Origin of the sequence: Paraliobacillus sp. JSM ZJ581, from assembly GCF_044383835.1 — a bacterium.
Taxonomy (GTDB): domain Bacteria; phylum Bacillota; class Bacilli; order Bacillales; family Amphibacillaceae; genus Paraliobacillus.
Genome location: NZ_JBISEP010000004.1, coordinates 15,471 through 32,696, shown reverse-complemented (window position 1 = coordinate 32,696; position 17,226 = coordinate 15,471). Strand labels below are relative to the sequence as shown.

General features: G+C 33.2%; 21 protein-coding genes. 9 read left to right on the top strand and 12 right to left on the bottom strand.

The genetic code is table 11. The features are described from left to right. Positions 1 to 39 precede the first annotated feature (39 nt). The 6 genes from ACH6CY_RS03845 to ACH6CY_RS03820 all read right to left on the bottom strand — a co-directional run bounded on the left by ACH6CY_RS03845 (position 40) and on the right by ACH6CY_RS03820 (position 5,356). Positions 40 to 807 carry a DUF3603 family protein gene (locus ACH6CY_RS03845; protein ID WP_374065946.1) on the bottom strand — a complete coding sequence of 256 codons (768 nt, stop codon included), beginning with the start codon at positions 805 to 807 and terminating at the stop codon, positions 40 to 42. A 107-nt stretch (positions 808 to 914) separates the two neighbouring features. Next, positions 915 to 1,124 (bottom strand): YuzI family membrane protein, encoded by a 210-nt coding sequence (locus ACH6CY_RS03840; protein WP_374065945.1) that lies wholly within the window; start codon positions 1,122 to 1,124, stop codon positions 915 to 917. A gap of 142 nt (positions 1,125 to 1,266) precedes the next feature. Continuing rightward, on the bottom strand, positions 1,267 to 2,502 hold the full coding sequence (gene fabF / locus ACH6CY_RS03835) for a beta-ketoacyl-ACP synthase II (protein ID WP_374065944.1): 1,236 nt from the start codon (positions 2,500 to 2,502) through the stop codon (positions 1,267 to 1,269). 68 nt (positions 2,503 to 2,570) lie between these two features. Beyond that, entirely contained in the window at positions 2,571 to 3,506 is a 936-nt protein-coding gene (locus tag ACH6CY_RS03830) for a beta-ketoacyl-ACP synthase III (RefSeq protein WP_374065943.1), read from the bottom strand. Between the two features lie 163 nt (positions 3,507 to 3,669). Further along, a complete protein-coding gene (locus ACH6CY_RS03825; RefSeq protein WP_374065942.1) occupies positions 3,670 to 4,629 on the bottom strand; it encodes a BMP family ABC transporter substrate-binding protein in 960 nt (319 codons plus the stop codon). A gap of 97 nt (positions 4,630 to 4,726) precedes the next feature. Then, positions 4,727 to 5,356 carry a Rossmann-fold NAD(P)-binding domain-containing protein gene (locus tag ACH6CY_RS03820; protein ID WP_374065941.1) on the bottom strand — a complete coding sequence of 210 codons (630 nt, stop codon included), beginning with the start codon at positions 5,354 to 5,356 and terminating at the stop codon, positions 4,727 to 4,729. A gap of 220 nt (positions 5,357 to 5,576) precedes the next feature. On the opposite strand from ACH6CY_RS03820, the gene ACH6CY_RS03815 reads away from it, so the two are divergent. Next, positions 5,577 to 5,768 (top strand): DUF2929 family protein, encoded by a 192-nt coding sequence (locus ACH6CY_RS03815; protein WP_374065940.1) that lies wholly within the window; start codon positions 5,577 to 5,579, stop codon positions 5,766 to 5,768. 51 nt (positions 5,769 to 5,819) lie between these two features. On the opposite strand, the gene ACH6CY_RS03810 is transcribed toward ACH6CY_RS03815, so the two are convergent. Then, positions 5,820 to 6,140: a hypothetical protein gene (locus ACH6CY_RS03810; RefSeq protein WP_374065938.1), complete on the bottom strand. Its 321-nt coding sequence runs from the start codon at positions 6,138 to 6,140 to the stop codon at positions 5,820 to 5,822. Positions 6,141 to 6,265: 125 nt separating this feature from the next. Here ACH6CY_RS03810 and ACH6CY_RS03805 point away from each other — a divergent pair, with 125 nt between their 5' ends. Both ACH6CY_RS03805 and ACH6CY_RS03800 read left to right on the top strand, forming a co-directional pair. After that, positions 6,266 to 7,084 (top strand): undecaprenyl-diphosphate phosphatase, encoded by an 819-nt coding sequence (locus ACH6CY_RS03805; RefSeq protein ID WP_374065937.1) that lies wholly within the window; start codon positions 6,266 to 6,268, stop codon positions 7,082 to 7,084. Positions 7,085 to 7,134: 50 nt separating this feature from the next. Then, positions 7,135 to 7,836 (top strand): Crp/Fnr family transcriptional regulator, encoded by a 702-nt coding sequence (locus tag ACH6CY_RS03800; RefSeq protein WP_374065936.1) that lies wholly within the window; start codon positions 7,135 to 7,137, stop codon positions 7,834 to 7,836. A gap of 99 nt (positions 7,837 to 7,935) precedes the next feature. Here ACH6CY_RS03800 and ACH6CY_RS03795 read toward each other — a convergent pair whose 3' ends face one another. Further along, positions 7,936 to 8,247 carry a metal-sulfur cluster assembly factor gene (locus ACH6CY_RS03795; protein WP_374065935.1) on the bottom strand — a complete coding sequence of 104 codons (312 nt, stop codon included), beginning with the start codon at positions 8,245 to 8,247 and terminating at the stop codon, positions 7,936 to 7,938. An 80-nt stretch (positions 8,248 to 8,327) separates the two neighbouring features. Further along, positions 8,328 to 9,092, bottom strand: coding sequence for an alpha/beta fold hydrolase (locus ACH6CY_RS03790; protein WP_374065934.1), 765 nt, complete (start codon positions 9,090 to 9,092; stop codon positions 8,328 to 8,330). A 156-nt stretch (positions 9,093 to 9,248) separates the two neighbouring features. Here ACH6CY_RS03790 and ACH6CY_RS03785 point away from each other — a divergent pair, with 156 nt between their 5' ends. The 3 genes from ACH6CY_RS03785 (at position 9,249) to ACH6CY_RS03775 (ending at position 10,515) form a co-directional block, all read left to right on the top strand. Next, positions 9,249 to 10,082 (top strand): Cof-type HAD-IIB family hydrolase, encoded by an 834-nt coding sequence (locus tag ACH6CY_RS03785; protein ID WP_374065933.1) that lies wholly within the window; start codon positions 9,249 to 9,251, stop codon positions 10,080 to 10,082. A 115-nt stretch (positions 10,083 to 10,197) separates the two neighbouring features. Next, a complete protein-coding gene (locus tag ACH6CY_RS03780; protein ID WP_374065932.1) occupies positions 10,198 to 10,323 on the top strand; it encodes a competence protein in 126 nt (41 codons plus the stop codon). Between the two features lie 12 nt (positions 10,324 to 10,335). Next, positions 10,336 to 10,515: a DUF3813 family protein gene (locus ACH6CY_RS03775; protein ID WP_374065931.1), complete on the top strand. Its 180-nt coding sequence runs from the start codon at positions 10,336 to 10,338 to the stop codon at positions 10,513 to 10,515. A gap of 81 nt (positions 10,516 to 10,596) precedes the next feature. Here the strand turns inward: ACH6CY_RS03775 and ACH6CY_RS03770 are convergent, their stop codons facing one another. Beyond that, positions 10,597 to 12,186, bottom strand: a complete 1,590-nt coding sequence (locus ACH6CY_RS03770; RefSeq protein WP_374065929.1) for a GGDEF domain-containing response regulator — start codon at positions 12,184 to 12,186, stop codon at positions 10,597 to 10,599. A 179-nt stretch (positions 12,187 to 12,365) separates the two neighbouring features. On the opposite strand from ACH6CY_RS03770, the gene ACH6CY_RS03765 reads away from it, so the two are divergent. Further along, positions 12,366 to 12,629 carry a NifU N-terminal domain-containing protein gene (locus ACH6CY_RS03765; protein WP_374065928.1) on the top strand — a complete coding sequence of 88 codons (264 nt, stop codon included), beginning with the start codon at positions 12,366 to 12,368 and terminating at the stop codon, positions 12,627 to 12,629. A gap of 48 nt (positions 12,630 to 12,677) precedes the next feature. Here the strand turns inward: ACH6CY_RS03765 and ACH6CY_RS03760 are convergent, their stop codons facing one another. Continuing rightward, complete coding sequence (locus ACH6CY_RS03760; protein ID WP_374065927.1) at positions 12,678 to 13,526, bottom strand: YitT family protein; 849 nt, start codon at positions 13,524 to 13,526, stop codon at positions 12,678 to 12,680. Positions 13,527 to 13,729: 203 nt separating this feature from the next. Here ACH6CY_RS03760 and ACH6CY_RS03755 point away from each other — a divergent pair, with 203 nt between their 5' ends. Further along, positions 13,730 to 14,590, top strand: coding sequence for a DegV family protein (locus ACH6CY_RS03755; protein WP_374065926.1), 861 nt, complete (start codon positions 13,730 to 13,732; stop codon positions 14,588 to 14,590). A 336-nt stretch (positions 14,591 to 14,926) separates the two neighbouring features. After that, the gene (locus ACH6CY_RS03750) at positions 14,927 to 16,312 is read left to right on the top strand and encodes an MATE family efflux transporter (protein ID WP_374065925.1); all 1,386 of its coding nucleotides are present in this window, start codon (positions 14,927 to 14,929) and stop codon (positions 16,310 to 16,312) included. Positions 16,313 to 16,596: 284 nt separating this feature from the next. On the opposite strand, the gene ACH6CY_RS03745 is transcribed toward ACH6CY_RS03750, so the two are convergent. Then, positions 16,597 to 16,974, bottom strand: coding sequence for a YisL family protein (locus ACH6CY_RS03745; RefSeq protein WP_374065924.1), 378 nt, complete (start codon positions 16,972 to 16,974; stop codon positions 16,597 to 16,599). Positions 16,975 to 17,226 lie beyond the last annotated feature (252 nt).

Below are 17,226 nucleotides of genomic sequence, written 5' to 3'. Positions count from 1 at the left end.
CTTAAAAAAGTCATTCCCCTTTTAGCTGGGAATGACTTTTCACAATATTCTCTTATACCTATGGTTGTGACTAGTTTCTTTTTCAAGTTCCCATAGTTGTTCAAAAAAAGGTTGGCCTTTCACCATTTTTTTGCAGATATGTTCATGTTGAGGAGACCAGCTCTTCACCAGTGCCGAATAAAGCTGATTCCACGCTTTAGAAAACGTCAACTTTCTAATCGATCGATAGTCATTTGGTAACCATTCTGTTAACCAATATTGTATCTCTTGCGTATTTTCTGTTTGTTTTAGTTGATCAAGTACCATCATTAACAATTGTTTTAAGTGTCGTTCCCTTCGAGTTAATCCTACCATTACTTCTGGAGGCAAAGATAAAATGTGATGACTTTTCTGTAATGTTTCTTTTTCTAATACAAATTGATATTTTTTACATGATTTAACTGTTTCAAATACTAATCTTTCTTGTCTAGGGATTAAACGACTCTTCCTAATTGGGATTTTATATCCCATCGTATCAATCGCTAAAGCTGACTCACCATCTGTTACAATCGTGGCATATTCAATAGGAATTCTATCTTGATTTTTACGAAGATACGTGGCATTTTTTATTTGTCTTAACAAGCTTTCTGGAAGGTCGGTTAAGTCATTTTCAGTTTGTTGAAACAGCCTAGAGTCAACATAAGTTACAGGTACCTGGTCCAATATCTCAATTCCATCATACTTACGCCATTCATGGAATTCGCAAACATTGTAACCATTCTCCTCTCCTTCAAACCAATTCACCCATACATCATGTAAATATTGCATATGTAATACCTCACTTCCATTCATCAAACTACATTCAATTTATACTATTTGATTAAAAGAATTGCATTTCATTTAGCATTCAGTATGGCCAACTCAAGATTTTTTATTCATTTTACTATATGCGCTAACTTTGGGATTGTGACAGAAATAATTAGAATTCCTAATAATAACAAATAACATTCATTTCTTGATAAAATAAACTTAAAATACTCTAGCCATGTTAATCCTGCTGGAATCAGATTGAGATATAAAACCATGGTGACACTTCCTGCTACCGTGAATCCAAAGCCAATTAAAAACATGCATAAATAAATCATCACCATTCCCCTTTTTTTAGCTTGTCCTATATTTAAATTGTATGAATCAGACAAAAAAGAATACCAATAGCAGAGTAATTATGAAATCCATTTAGAAATATAAAAAAAGCTGCCTATAGCTAGACAGCCCTTCCGATTTCTATTAATATTTTTTGAAAATTAATGTTGCGTTGTGTCCACCAAAGCCTAAAGAATTACTTAAAGCATAAGAGATACTTAAACTTTTGGCTTTGTTTGGTACATAATTTAAATCACATTCAGGATCTTTTGTTTCATAATTTATTGTAGGTGGAATCATGCTATCAGTTATTGATTTAATACATGCAATAGCTTCTACTGCTCCAGCTGCACCTAACAAGTGACCTGTCATCGACTTAGTAGACGATATGTCAAGATCATATGCATGTTCACCAAATACAGTTTTTACTGATTTAGTCTCAAATGAATCATTCATTGGTGTGCTTGTTCCATGTGCATTGATATAATTTATTGCAGTTACATCAATTGCAGCATCTTCTATCGCTTGGCGCATAGACCTTGCAGCACCTTCTCCATCTGGTGAGGGTGCTGTAATATGATAAGCATCTGCCGCTGAACCATATCCAACAATTTCTGCATAAATCGTTGCCCCTCTCGCTTCGGCTGCTTCTAATGATTCTAATACTAAAATGCCTGCTCCTTCTCCCATAACAAAACCATCACGATTTTTATCAAACGGGCGACTTGCTGTTTTTGGATTATCATTAAAGGATAATGCTTTAGCAGTTGAGAATCCAGCCACTGCCATATTCGTTATTGGCGCTTCAGCACCGCCAGCAATCATATAATCTGCATCGCCTCGTTCGATTACTTTAAAAGCATCGCCAATTGAATTTGTCCCTGTAGCACATGCTGTTACCGTACAAGAATTAATTCCTTTTGCTCCTAATTGAATTGAAATTTGACCAGCAGCCATATCAGGTATTAACATCGGTACAAAGAATGGGCTTACACGGCGATAACCTTTTTCATTGAATTTCTTGAACTGCTCTTCGTAAGTTGCCATGCCTCCAATACCAGAACCTACCCAAACACCTACTCGTGACGCATTTTCGTCATTAATATCTAATTTTGCATCTTCTACAGCCATTTTCGCTGCAGCCACTGCATATTGCGTAAATAGATCCATTCTTTTGGCTTCTTTTTTATCAATATACTGAGTCGGATCCCAATCTTTCACTTCTGCCGCAACTTTGGCAGGGAAATCATCTTTATTAACTTTAGTAAAATAATCAATACCCGACTTTCCTTCAATTAAATTAGACCATAATTGATCAATTGTATTACCTAATGGGCTCACAGTCCCCATGCCTGTTACTACCACTCGTTTCTTGGTCATGCCTATTTCCTCCTATATATAATCTAGCAATTTATTTTTAGTCAATACATTAAGATAGATTTTATCATTTATTTACCCCATTTTAAACCAACAGCACCCCAAGTCAAACCACCACCAAATCCTACTAGTACAACAAAATCATCATCTTTCACATCTCCACTCTCAACCGCTTCAGCTAATGCGATTGGAATCGAAGCCGATGACGTATTTCCGTATTTTTTAACAGAAGTTGCCATTTTATCTACCGGTATATCTAGTTTGTTCCTTGCCGCTTCCATGATTCGAATATTCGCTTGATGTGGAACTAAGTAGTCAACATCTTCTTTACTTAATCCTGCTTGCTTGACTACATTTAATGATGACTCAGGCATTTGTCTCACAGCAAATTTAAAAACTTCTCTACCGTTCATTTGAATATAATTATCTTTTTGTTGCAGGTACTTACCTCCAGCACCATCAGCTCCTAATTCAAATGACTTAATGCCACGGTCACCACTTACCTTACCTATGACAGCCGCTCCAGCTCCATCGCCAAATAACACACACGTATTACGGTCTTTCCAGTCAGTAATTTTGGATAGTTTCTCCGCACCTACAACTAACACGTGTTTATAAACACCAGTATCAATAAATTGCTTCGCTGTTATTACTCCATACATAAAACCAGCACAAGCTGCACTAATATCCATCGCAGCAGCTTTTGTTGCACCTAAACGTTCTTGCAGCATACAAGATACGGTAGGGAATGATTTGTCTGGTGTAACAGTTGCTACTAAAATAAGATCAATTTCTTCTGGTTTTATTTCTGCGTTCTCTATAGCTTGTTTGGACGCTTGATAAGCCATATCAGCTGTATCTACGTCATCATCTGCAATGCGACGTTCTTCTATCCCTGTTCTTGTACGAATCCACTCATCGTTTGTGTCCACTATCTTTTCTAAATCTTGATTTGTTAGTATTCTTTCTGGAACATATTTACCTACGCCAGTTATACCTGCGCTCATATGCTTCAACCCTCTCACTAGGAATTCAATATATTTTTTTACATCATATATTAAGACTTGGTACTAATATAATTTAATTTTAATATTTTAGCAAGTATTGAACGATTTGTTTATACGAAATATAATATACAAAAGAAAGAACGAAAGCACTGATAAAATCAGTTTACCTTTCGTTCGGTAGTAAGCCTGTTTTTACATATTGCTCAATTTCATTTTCTATCTTTTGTTTAAACACTTTGGGTACTTTAGGGCTAAAAGTGCCAAGTGAGATGACATCATCCTCAAAATCATAGGTGAATATTCCACCAGCTAATTTCCCTTTATCAAATTGTTCTGCTGCTTGTATATATAGCTTGTCCACATACTGAACCGTACTAGTTAGCACCGTTTCATTTCCTAAATCAGATTGGTCTGTTACAAAACCAATTGCATACTTCTGAGATTCCCGCACTCGATCAATAATTTCTTTACTAAACGAATCCCCGGCTGGATAAAATACGTCGACTTCATTTTTGTTCATAGTAGAAAATATCGACAAAGCACGTTCCGTATTGTCCCAGTCATTAACGAAGTTCAATGAAATATTCGCATCTGGATTTTGATAATTGACGCCTTCATAAAATCCTTCAATTTCTGGTTGCCATTCATATGCACCAATGATCCCTACTTGATTTGTTTCTGTCATTTTCCCAGCTACCATGCCCGCAAAAAAACCCATTGCATTGGAATTGAAATGTAGGCTCGTTAAGTTATCACCTTCATAAGCACCATCAAAATAAACAAAATGTATTTCAGGATAACTTTCTTTTATACTATTGAAATATTTACCGTAAATGCTACTATGACCAAAAATTAGATTAACACCTTGCATAGTAAATTCATTTACAGCTTTATTTACTTCAGACTGGTTTTTTACTTCTTCTTTAAAATAAACATCTACATTGTACTTGTCTTTAATTTGTAGTAAACCTTGATATCCTTTTTCTCCCCATGTCTGATCATTAATAGAATGTTCAACAAGCATCCCTACTTTATTGATCTTTCCACCAGTATTACAACCAGCTAAAGAAACGATAAGAAAAAATAAACTAATAAAATAAAAAAAAATAATGATGTTTCTCAATACATGCACACCCTTATTCATATATGATTTCTATTTTATTTTACCTTTTCCTTTTGAAACAGTAAACGTAAAACATAGTTAAAAAAACATTACATTGTTAATATAATTCATGATATTGTTGAAAATGTTCTTCTAGCTTCTCTAATTTATGATCCATATTCCTTTTTTCTATTATATATATGATTGATTTATTGCAGTTCATTGTTTCTTTGTCAGCAGATTCTAATTGAATCGAAGTTGGCTTTAATCTTGCCTTCATAATTAACATAACAACTAAAACAAAAATTTGAATAGATACACCTTTCTCATGAAACAATTCTGAGCCCAATAGAATTGTTTTATCATTCCAATAGAACCAACTTTTATCCCTTGGCATCCATTCACCGTATATCATTGGTGCATGAATATACGTCATTGACTCTGATTTTTTCGTAATTTCTTTCGTATGAATAAAATAACAAGGAAAATTCTTCACTAAATAATCACACGTTTGGTATGAATGATCGATAAGCAAAACATTTGTTTGTTCCTGGTGTATAACTTCTTCTAATACATCCTCAATATCTTCCCGAAATGTAAAATTTGCATTTCTACCTACCGACAATAGCAAGTGTGTTTTTAAATCAGAATCTAATGTATCTACACCTACAACCTTTTCTCCTTTTGATAAAAGGTGCTCAATGATATGATAACCAATCCAATGAAATGCGTTGACGACCACATACATAATAGTCTCCCTTTCTTTAATTTGTGTGGTTTTCGTTCATTACCACTTCCCTATCACATAAGGAGTTATATGATTCAACAACATAGTTACTCATTTTTCACATTCATAAATTAATTCATGTATGCAAAGCATAGAATTAATGTTTCAAAAAAGATTCACTTTATTTTCACACTATTATTTGGTACGATATATAAAGAATGTTCTAATAGAGGTGAGAACCATGCGTTACCTTGGCTTATTAATTTGGTCATTTGCAATTAGCTCAGCTGTAGGCTATTTATTATTAAGCATGGCTGGAGAACCATTTAGTTTAGGACCAGTCCTTGCTTTAACAGTAGGATTTACTGTTATAGTCTCAATAGTTGGAGATGGTATTATTACAAAAAATGATACAAACGAAACAGTCGAATAGTTAGGTAGATACCCCCTTTCCACATCTATTGGTAAGGGGGTGTTTTTAACATCAATACCAAGGAAGTACGCTTAATGCTGTTAAAGCAGCCAACGGAAGTACTAATCTTCTAAAGCGACCATAACCTGGATACGGACCATATCCATACGGATAACCTCCATAGCCGTAAGGTGAGTAATATTGTCGATTATTATCCATATCCGGTGATACAGGCATCGTATTCGGTATTGCAAGGTACACATTTTGTTCATCAACATCTGTTATAATCCCATCGATGGTTGTACCATCTGATGTTTCTATTAGCACATAATGATGTATATGATTTTTACATAAATCATACATATGGAATGAATGGTGTTGTGGTTGTTTCATTTAACCCTCTCCTTTCCTTCATTCTTAACTTATGCAATCTCAATAATTAGTGTGACAAACACACAGATCTAAAGACAACAGTAGTTAAACACGTTTAACTAAAATAATTGTTTAGGGGAGTTATTATGGAATATTCAGATTCACTCGTATTGTTATTGAAATATATCTTTTTTGGATTTATTCAAGGATTTACAGAACCTATTCCCATCTCATCCAGTGGGCACTTAGTTATTGTTCAAAATTTATTTAACTTAAAATTAGATAATTTATCGTTTGAAATATTAGTTAACTTTGGATCGTTAATAGCCGTTCTAATTATTTACCGAAATGATATTATTCGATTAATTCAAAATGGTTTCCAATACATAGTCAGTAGAGAGAAACAAGCAAAAAATGATTTTAATTTTATCTTGTATCTCGTTGTAGCAACCATTCCTGCTGGTGTAATCGGTTTACTTTTCGAAGACCATATTGGTGCATTTTTTAGTGTTAACAAGATGATTGGTATCACCTTAATTATCACTGGTATTGCTCTATGGATCATCAGAAATATTCGAGGTCGTAAAAATGATGGTGCATTAACATTAAAAGATGCAATCATTATTGGTTTAGCACAATCTGTTGCACTAATCCCTGGTATTAGCCGTTCTGGTGCTACCATTGTAGCTGCTATGTTATTAGGTATGAAACAAGAAACAGCTTTACGATTCTCATTCTTATTGTATATCCCTATTAGTTTAGGAACCATGGTTCTATCGCTTGATGATTTACTTACACCCGAACTCAAAACAATGTGGATTCCTTATCTGTTAGCATTTATTACAGCAATCATTGCTACATACTATGCACTCCGTTGGTTTATGAACATTATGGCTAAAGGAAATCTAAAATACTTTGCCTTCTATTGTTTTATCGTCGGTTTCTTTGCTTTGCTTTTATTATAAACAGTTTTAAACTAAGGATAATAAACCTAATTCGCTAGGAGCTGATATCAATGAGGGAAAACATACAGCTTAAAGGTATCTCTACAGAACTTTCATCTATTTTATCAGTAGTTGACCATCGCATGCCTATAAAAAAGAACACATTCTTATTTCAACAAGGAGAAGAAGTATCTGAGTTATATATTATCTATTCTGGAAGAATACAAATTGGAAAGATTTCACCTGATGGACGTGAGCTTACCTTACGTATTTGTGCTAAAAATGATATTGTTGGCGAACTAGCTATGGAAGAAGAGCATGCTAAATACATTCTCAATGCGAAAGTGATGGAAGATGGCGAAGTTGGTGTTATAAAAAAACAGACACTAGAAGAAAAATTATTAGCTGACCCAAAATTAACAATGGAATTTTTAAAAATAATGAATTTGAATTATCGGAGAGATCAAACAAAATTTCGTGATCTTGTTCTTCATGGTAAAAAAGGTGCTTTATACTCTACCCTGATACGATTAACTAACAGCTATGGAATTAAAAAAAACGATGGTATCCTAATCAATATTAGCTTAACGAATCAAGAGTTAGCTAACTTCTGTGGCACTTCACGTGAAAGTGTGAATCGCTTGTTAAATGAGCTAAGAAGAAATAAAATAATCAACATAGAAAAAGGAAAAATCACAATATTTGATTTAGATTATTTAAAGAAAGAAATTAATTGCGAAAATTGTCCAATTATCTTATGTACAATCGATTGAAATGATGCAACAAGGACACAAATTAAGTTATGAAAAATTGAAAAACGAACTGGATTTCTTTCCAGTTCGTTTTTTGTTACCTTTACTTTGATCAATATTTTAATCAGGGATACCTAATGCAATTTTTGCATATCTTGACATACGATCTTTACTCCAAGGCGGGCTCCAAACAATATTTACTTGCGTACTGGTTACTTCTGGAATATCTTCTAAGCAACGTTTTACATCTTCTTCAATATGTCCAGCTAATGGGCACCCCATTGCTGTTAATGTCATCGTTACAACAGCCGTTCCATCTTCTTCTAAATCAACACCATAGACAAGCCCCAAATTAACGATATCTATTCCAAGTTCCGGATCAATTACATTTTCCAAAGCACCCATCAAATTTTCTTGCAATGCTTCACTCATCTTTTTATACCTCCTGCTAACATACTTATTATATATTATAAACATAAATCTTTAAAAATTAAATGATCTACACCATATTTTTATAATTGTAATTCAAACCAATTCACCATCTCAAGTGTTGCGAAGCGACTTACTTTATGCCCTCTTTCAACTTCTCGTAAAAAGCGAATATTTTCAGGGTTTTTATACAATGATACGATCGATTCATGGAAGCTATACGACTGGTCAAAAGGGACAATCTCATCTTTTTCACCGTGCCAGAAAAAAAGCGGTCTTTCAGCTAACACTTCAGGTTGTAAAGATAAATCAATTCTTCTTGCCTCTTCTATAATAGCATTTATTTCATCATTAGAAATAAATCCTTTCACCCCTTGTTTATCCAACACATTAATTAGCTCTTCCATATATGTTGTTAATTTGGGTGTTCCCATAAGAATAGCTGCGGATTGAATCCAAGGATACTGTGTTAAAGCAGCTGCCGTTGTCATTCCACCCATGCTTGTCCCCGCAAGTCCAAACCTTCCATTATCAATGAGATCCTTTTCATCTAATTTTTGTTTAATTTGTTTAATTTCCATTACATTCTGTTTAATGATTTCAAAGAAATTCAATTGCCTTTTTTCTTTTGAAATATCTCCTTCTCTTTCGCCATGAAGATGACAATCAGGTAAAATAACACGATAACCTTTCTCTGCTAATAAATATGCCAACGGTAGATTGTGCTCTTTCGCACTAGTAAAGCCATGAATAAAAGTTAACACTGGTAGAGCTTTGTTTATATGAGCTGCTTCCTCTACCATTAAAATCGGTATCTGATTCCAATAAATTTTATTAATATGTATCATCTGATTAGGATCCTTTCTCATTTTAAGAATGACATTATACTAATATCATATATTCTAAAAACAATAGATGCAAAAAATTAATCACAAAAAGATTAATTCCTTTACAGTTAACCTTTTCTTCATTACACTATACTTACTAATAAGAGGTGATTTTATATGACAAATAATCGGCATCTAATTGCTTTAGATTTAGATGGCACATTACTAACTGATAAAAAATTCATCAGTGAACGAACAAAACAAACCGTCCTACAAGCAAAAAAAGAAGGACATATTGTTGTAATAGCAACAGGAAGACCACATCGAGCAAGTATTGACTACTATCATGAGTTAGGATTAGACACACCGATGGTCAATTTTAATGGTGCTCTTATTCACCACCCCACTGACACAAAATGGAAATCACTGCATAGCCCACTTCCTGTACGAACAGCTAAAGAAATTATTCAAACATGCTATGACCTTAATGTGAAAAATATTATGGCTGAGGTTTCTGATGATGTTTATCTTGATCGATATGATGAAGAATTAATGGCAATTTTGCATACAGACAAAGAAGAAAGTCCAATTACAATCGGTTCATTAAAAAATCAACTAAAAGTAGATCCTACATCACTGTTAATTCATCCAAATGACTCCTACATTGCTTCTTTGAGAAAAAAATTAGATCATGACCACGCAACGGTTATTGAACATCGTAAATGGGGGGCACCATGGAACGTCATTGAGATAGTGAGAAAAGGAATGAATAAGGCAGTAGGTTTACAACGAATTGCGCATTATTATCATATTTCCCAAGAGAATATCATTGCCTTTGGTGATGAAGATAATGATTTAGAAATGATTGAGTATGCTGGTGTTGGTGTCGCAATGGGTAATGCGATTGATGAGTTAAAACAAATCTCTAATCACGTTACTGACAGTAATGAAGAGAATGGCATCGGATTATTTTTAGAAAAATACTTAAAATTATCAATTGAAACTGTGTAGATTATTGTATAAAACAGCTATATTTTGCTCAAATTAAACTTGTAATTCATTTTGAATTACAAGTTTTTTGTTTGTAATGACATCTGCGTGTTTAATTACTGTAGGAGGGTTAAGCATGACGAAAAAAAGTAAATCCAAACGTTTTACCGCACAAGGTGCTGATGCAGTGAAGAAACATGACGAACGTTTTCCGTACAGAGAACGACTGGCAGATTTAGAGCAAAACAAAAATAATTTATAGGAGGGGCACGTCATGGAAAATCGTCTTATGCAACAAGCTAAACAAACCATTCAGCGTTTAACAAACGGACATTCGATGTCCGATCAAGATAAGCAGGCGGCAACTACTGCAATTCAATCAGCTTACTCAAAGGCTACACCTGAAGAACAACAAGAACTTCAGAAGTTAGAGCAACAATTAAGAGATCATTAAGAATTACAATAAATTTTAAAAAAGTAAGTTACTCCTTTTAACGATAATAAAAAGCGGTTTCTATGACATAACCGCTTTTTGTTATTTATTAAATAGTCGCTGTACTAATCGTTTGATACGTGCTTCTAACTGTTCTAAGCTAAATGGCTTAGTGATATAATCATCGGCACCAAGCTCTAGTGCTCGAACCATATCACTATTTTTTTGTCTACCTGTTAACATAATGATCCCAAGTTCCTGTTCACTTACAATTTCTCTAAGTTTCTTCAATATATCTAGTCCATCCATATTTGGTAAAATACCATCCAACAATAGTATTTTTTTATCTCTTCCTTTATACCAATCAGAGGTAATAAAGCTTTCTCCATCCGAAAAGCTTTTAACTACTATATGATATGGGGCGATCTCTAACTTGGCCATCTTATCCTCCAACATTCGTTGAATAAAACGATCATCGTCAACGATTGCTATTTTCAACGTTTCTTTTTGCTCTCGTTTTTGATCTTGATTTAATAAAACATTATATTTCACAATTTGTTTACGACCGTTTTCTTTACCATAGTATAGTGCACGATCAGCTTGTTCAATTAATGTTTCTACTTGTTCAATTTGCATGTCCATCTCTGAAACACCAGCTGTAAAACTGATAGGTAAATGTATATCATTTAGTCTATATGGTGCCTTCAGTAATTTATTTAACAGTTGTTGCATATATGTGGCTGCAGCTGATTGATCTAGTTCATTAATAATAAGAATAAATTCTTCCCCACCATAACGGATAAAATAATCTTGTTTTTGTTTATTATGTAAAATAAAGGAAGAAAAATGCTTTAATACGTCATCCCCTACTCCATGACCATATTGATCATTGATTTGTTTAAAAAAATCCAAGTCTAAAATTGCAATACAAAATACTTTATCCCATTTCTTGTATTTTTTCATTAACCCTTTCCAAATATTATTTAAAAACGTACGATTATATGCTTGTGTTAACTCGTCAATTAATACGCTTTCTCTAAAAAACTCCTGTTGACGGATACGATTTTCTAAAATATGTTGTAACAAATTATACTGTATTGGTTTCCCAATAAAATCTGTAACATCTGCATCGTATGCTCTAATTTTCAAGTTCTCATCTTCGCCTTTACCAACTACCATCATAATTGTCCCAGATTCGCTTGCACGCTTTTTTAAGCGATGAATAATCTGAAATACCATTTGCTCATCATTACATAGATGAAGTATAAGGATATCAGGGTGGAAATCATAAAAAAATTGAACTGCTCTATTTTTATTTGTAGCTAGCAAGACTTCATAGTTTTTATCTTCTAATGCTTCTTTTATTTGATTCAATGTATTCTCATTATTATCAATTAATAATACTCTTTTTCGATTTTCTAATTTTCTTTCTTTTTCGTAAAATACAGCCATAAGCGGTTGAATAAAATGATGGCACTCTACATTTGTCCAGTGTGTTTTCTCATTTGAGATCAACTGATTTAACAAGTAAGAGGACATGTGTGTTAATACTTCTAAGTCTACATAACTAGCTGTGTTTTTTATATTTTCTAACATTTCATATAAATCGTTGCTTGAAATCGTTGCTTGTTGCTGCAATGCATTTATTATTTTTTTGTGACGTTCAATAAACATTTGCTTGCATGTATCCATAAAGCGTTCACTCCAAATTCTCATTCGCATTGATCTTTATATCTTTTCCATCCATTTGATTGTATACTTTTATAAGCGTAAAACAAGTTGGATCGTTTATCAATGCTTTTACACTTTAATATTAAAGATAATTTTGCTAAACTAAACAAAAGAATAATTTAGTTCTAGGAGGAAATAACATGAGTGTTTTAGTCGAATCTACACCTAACCCAAATGCCATGAAATTCAGTACGAATTCAATGATATTTGAAGGGAATAATAGTATTGCCGTCATGCCTGGTCAAACAAGTGAGCATGCTATCATGAATGATTTAATGAAATTAGAGGGTGTTGACAATGTATTTGGGTTTCAACACTTTATTACTGTTAATAAATTAATTGATGCTGATTGGGATCAGATCATTCCTGAAGTAGAAGCAATCATTAATGAATATGGATACTAGCTTGATAAAGTAAAAAAATGTACGAGGTAAAATTGCCTCGTACATTTTTTAATCATTTTTTCTGAAGAAACCAAAAATTCCTGTTGTTTGCACAACATTAGTGAAAGCATTCGGATCAACTTCATGTATAATTCGTTCTAAATCATATAGTTCGTACCTTGTAATTACTAATACGAGCATTGCTTTATCTTCTTTCGTATATGCTCCTCTTGCAGGTAATATAGTAATACCTCTGATCATCGTCTCGTGTATCGCTTGTTGTAATTCATCCGCTTTTTTCGTGACAATCATTGCAGTTACTTTTTCATGACGAGTATGTAATGCGTCAATTACACGTGTTGAAACGTATAATGCAAGCAAAGTGTACAACGCATTCTCTGGCTTATTTAAATAACCTGCTAATACAATGATTATTCCATTAATAATCATCAAGTAGCTACCTATCGGGCGATCTTTCATGCGTGATAAAACCATTGCCACAATGTCAGACCCACCAGTAGAAGCACCCCATTTAAGAGTAATACCTATGCCAACACCACCGAGAACTCCTCCAAATACTGCGTTTAACATAATATCTTCTGAAAAACTAATGATTGGTAATATTTCTAAACAAATCGTTGTAATAGCAACAGACAAAAAACTGTAGATCGTAAAGTGTTTCCCAACTTTAAACCAACCTAGAATGGCAACAGGAATATTTAATAATAATAGCCAAATCCCAGTACTAATAAAATCAATTCCTAAATAATCTGAAAATATAGTTGATAATAGTTGCGCCATTCCAGTAAAACCACTAGCGTATACATTTGCACCAATTAAAAAAAAGTTCAGTGCAAACGCATTTAGTAATGCTCCAATCACAACGAGCACAATTCGTTTTGCTTCAAATAAAAACATTTCATACACCTCCAATTTGCATTACAACTATAACATTTCCTCATTTATGTTAAACATACCCAGACTGTTGGTTCGTTAATCAAATAACAAGATGAAGTTATTTTACTTTGACGAATACCCTCGCTAACTATAAACTAGAAGTAATACTTATGCAATGACTTCACTTTAACTTTTTATAAAAAGAATGTATTGGGGGATAAAAAATGACGATTCAAATTTTAGCAGATTCTGCATGTGATTTATCACAAGAAGATTTGACAACGTTTCAAATCGATTCTATACCTTTAACTGTACAATTAAAAGAGAGCAATTATGAAGATGGAAAAACGATTTCTGCTAAGACAGTTTATGATGCAATGCGTGATGGTGAATCTCCAAAGACTTCACAAGTTTCTCCTTCTGCCTTTCAAACTCTATTTGAACTTTATGCAAAAAAAAATACACCTTGCCTTTACCTTGCTTTTTCATCTGAATTGTCAGGTACTTATCAGTCAGCCAAAATCGCAGAAAAAGAGGTGAAAGAAAACTATCCTAATTGGGAATTAACAATTATTGATACAAAATGTGCCTCAATAGGGTACGGACTAGTTGTAATTCGAGCTGCTGAATTAGCTAAACAAGGAGCCTCTATGGAAGAAATCAAACAAGTTAGTAACTACCATGCTACACATATGGAGCATATTTTTACTGTTGACGATTTAGAGTATCTATATCGAGGTGGCAGGGTTAGTAAGTCCGCAGCTTTTGTAGGTACATTACTTAAAATCAAACCACTACTTCATGTAGAGGACGGAAAGCTTATTCCACTCGAAAAAATTCGCGGTTCTAAAAAAGTTTGGAAACGCATGTTAGACATCATGGAAGAACGTGGAGAGGATTTGAAAAATCAGCGAATTGGCATTAGTCATGGAGACGTATATGAGACGGCAACTCAATTAGCTGAGATGATCAGAGAAAAGTTTGAAGTTAAGGACATTAAGATTAATATGATCGGTTCAAGTATTGGCGCACATGCAGGGCCAGGTACAATTGCGTTATTCTTCTTAAATGACACATACGAATAATCACTATTTTAATAATATACAAATACTTACATTTTACAAAACAACTTATTTTTAATCTTTTATCATATAACTATGGGATACAAACAAAATAAGTAACAGATAATAAAAATCGAACTATTAACCGCATTTTAAGGTTTATAGTTCTTTTTTCATTAAAATAATTGCATCCTAGTTATCTTAAGATTATAATTTACTGTATTTATGCTACATAATATAAGTTGCATGTCAAAGTTACTAAAAAGATGTTGCTATCTAAATAAAATAGTCGTAAAGTAATACCCATATCTTCACTTTTTTTAAACTTGTAAAAAAGTGAACATGTTAGCAAGTCTCTAAATGAGTAAGGAAGGAGTAGCTTTATTGACAGATGTAAATAGAACAAAAAAAATGACATTATTTGCTCTAACTTGGCCAATCTTTATTGAAATATTACTTCATATGCTCATGGGAAATGCAGATACACTTATGCTTAGTCAATACTCAGATAATGCCGTTGCAGCAGTAGGGGTTTCCAATCAGATTCTATCTGTTGTTGTTGTAATGTTTGGTTTCGTAGCAGCTGGAGCCTCCATTCTAGTTGCACAAAATCTTGGTGCTAATCGTCCATTGATTGCTGGAAGGATAGCCGTTACATCCATTAGCCTCAACTTATTATTTTCACTACTATTAAGTATATTTCTTGTTTTTTTCAGCACCTCACTATTACGTCTAATGGACTTACCTAAGGAACTAATGAATGAAGCAGACGCATATATGAATATTGTAGGTGGATTTATTTTTGTTCAGGCACTCATTATGACTGTTTCTGCTATTTTACGGAGCTACGGGTTTACGAAAGATACGATGTACGTCACCATAGCTATGAATATTATGAATATTATTGGTAATTTCTTTGTTATCTTTGGTCCATTTGGTTTTCCTGTGTTAGGAGTAATTGGTGTTGCATATTCTACAATGTTTAGTCGATTTTTAGGATTTATCACTTTATTGATTATACTAATCAAACGGAACAAAGGAACACTCCCATTTCGATCATTTTATCGGTATGATAAACAAAATGTTTTAGATTTACTCAACATAGGGGTTCCTTCTGCTGGTGAGCAATTATCTTATAATGCTAGCCAAATGGTCATTACTTACTTTATTGCGCAATTAGGAACGATAGCAATTACTACAAAAGTATATGTGCAAAATATTATGATGTTTATTTTATTATTTTCAATCGCTATTGGCCAAGGTTCTCAAATTTTAATCGGACATATGATTGGTGCTGGTGATATCGACTCCGCTTATAAACGCGGATTAAAAAGTCTAAAAATCGCAATTATTATAAGTGCGTTAGCTGCTATTATCGTGTACTTTTTAAGTGATTTTTTATTAGGTATTTTCACTAGTAATCAAACCATTCTTGAAGAAGGAGCTTTATTGTTACTTGTCACTATTATTTTAGAACCCGGTCGAGCGTTTAACTTAGTAGTCATTAATGCATTGCGTGCAACTGGTGATGTGAAATTCCCTGTATTTGTTGGTATTTTATCCATGTGGGGAGTTAGTGTTACTTTTGCTTGGTTTTTTGGAATCTTTTTAGGGCTTGGTCTTATCGGTATATGGATTGGATTTATTGCTGATGAATGGCTTCGAGGAATATTTATGCTCAAGCGTTGGCGGTCAAAAGTATGGGTTCGAAAAGTATATGTCAATAAAGAGCAAACAGTAGACTAACCTGCTGTTTGCTCTATTTTAACTAATGATTCATCTATCTAAGTATGTTAGTAGTTGAGACTCCATTCATTAATTAGACAAATGCTCTCACTATCTTGGATTGTCGTTTCATCATAATGAGCAGATGTATATTTTTGTAAAAATACATTAGTTTTAATAATTTACTCGTACACTACACGAACAAATAAAAGATAGCTTTAAAACCTAAAAAAGCATATCACTCGATAATGAGCAATATGCTTTTTTATTAAGAGTTGTTTTTCATTAAATGGACAAAACAATTATTATAATGGGAGGACACCCCATGGTAGACGCCCAAAACCTAATGCAATTACGATAACTAATGCTACCGTTAATTGAACGAAAAATCCTTTTATCGGTTTGGATTTAGCAAAGCGAACAAGTAATAATTCCATACATACAATCACCCATAATCCTGCAACAACTTTAATTATTGTCTCAGCTGCAAATGCATTGAATGTACCTGATTGAATATAGCCTACTAATAAATCGCCACCAGAGTAAAGAATTAATACGTACAATAACCTAATAACCATATGTGTTATTTTAGCTGTTTTTTGTTTATTCACCTTATAATAGTAATAAGAAATGATAAACAAAATAAGTGCTAATACCCATGATGTGATGTGTAAGTGAATCATATTATTCCTCCTATATCGTTTTTATAGCATTTTTCACATTTCTAAGTATATCTCTTAATTTATTTACTTATCATACCACAATATATTTTAACGCTAAATCGAGTATTTTTCCATTTTTATCACTCGACCCATGTATTGTTCATTCAAATAACGCATGTTACAGAAAAAATCCCTATCTATCATTTCTAAAATCATTTACTACTATATATCCTAAATCCTCGCAAATAAAACGTTTAATCACACAATGAAAAA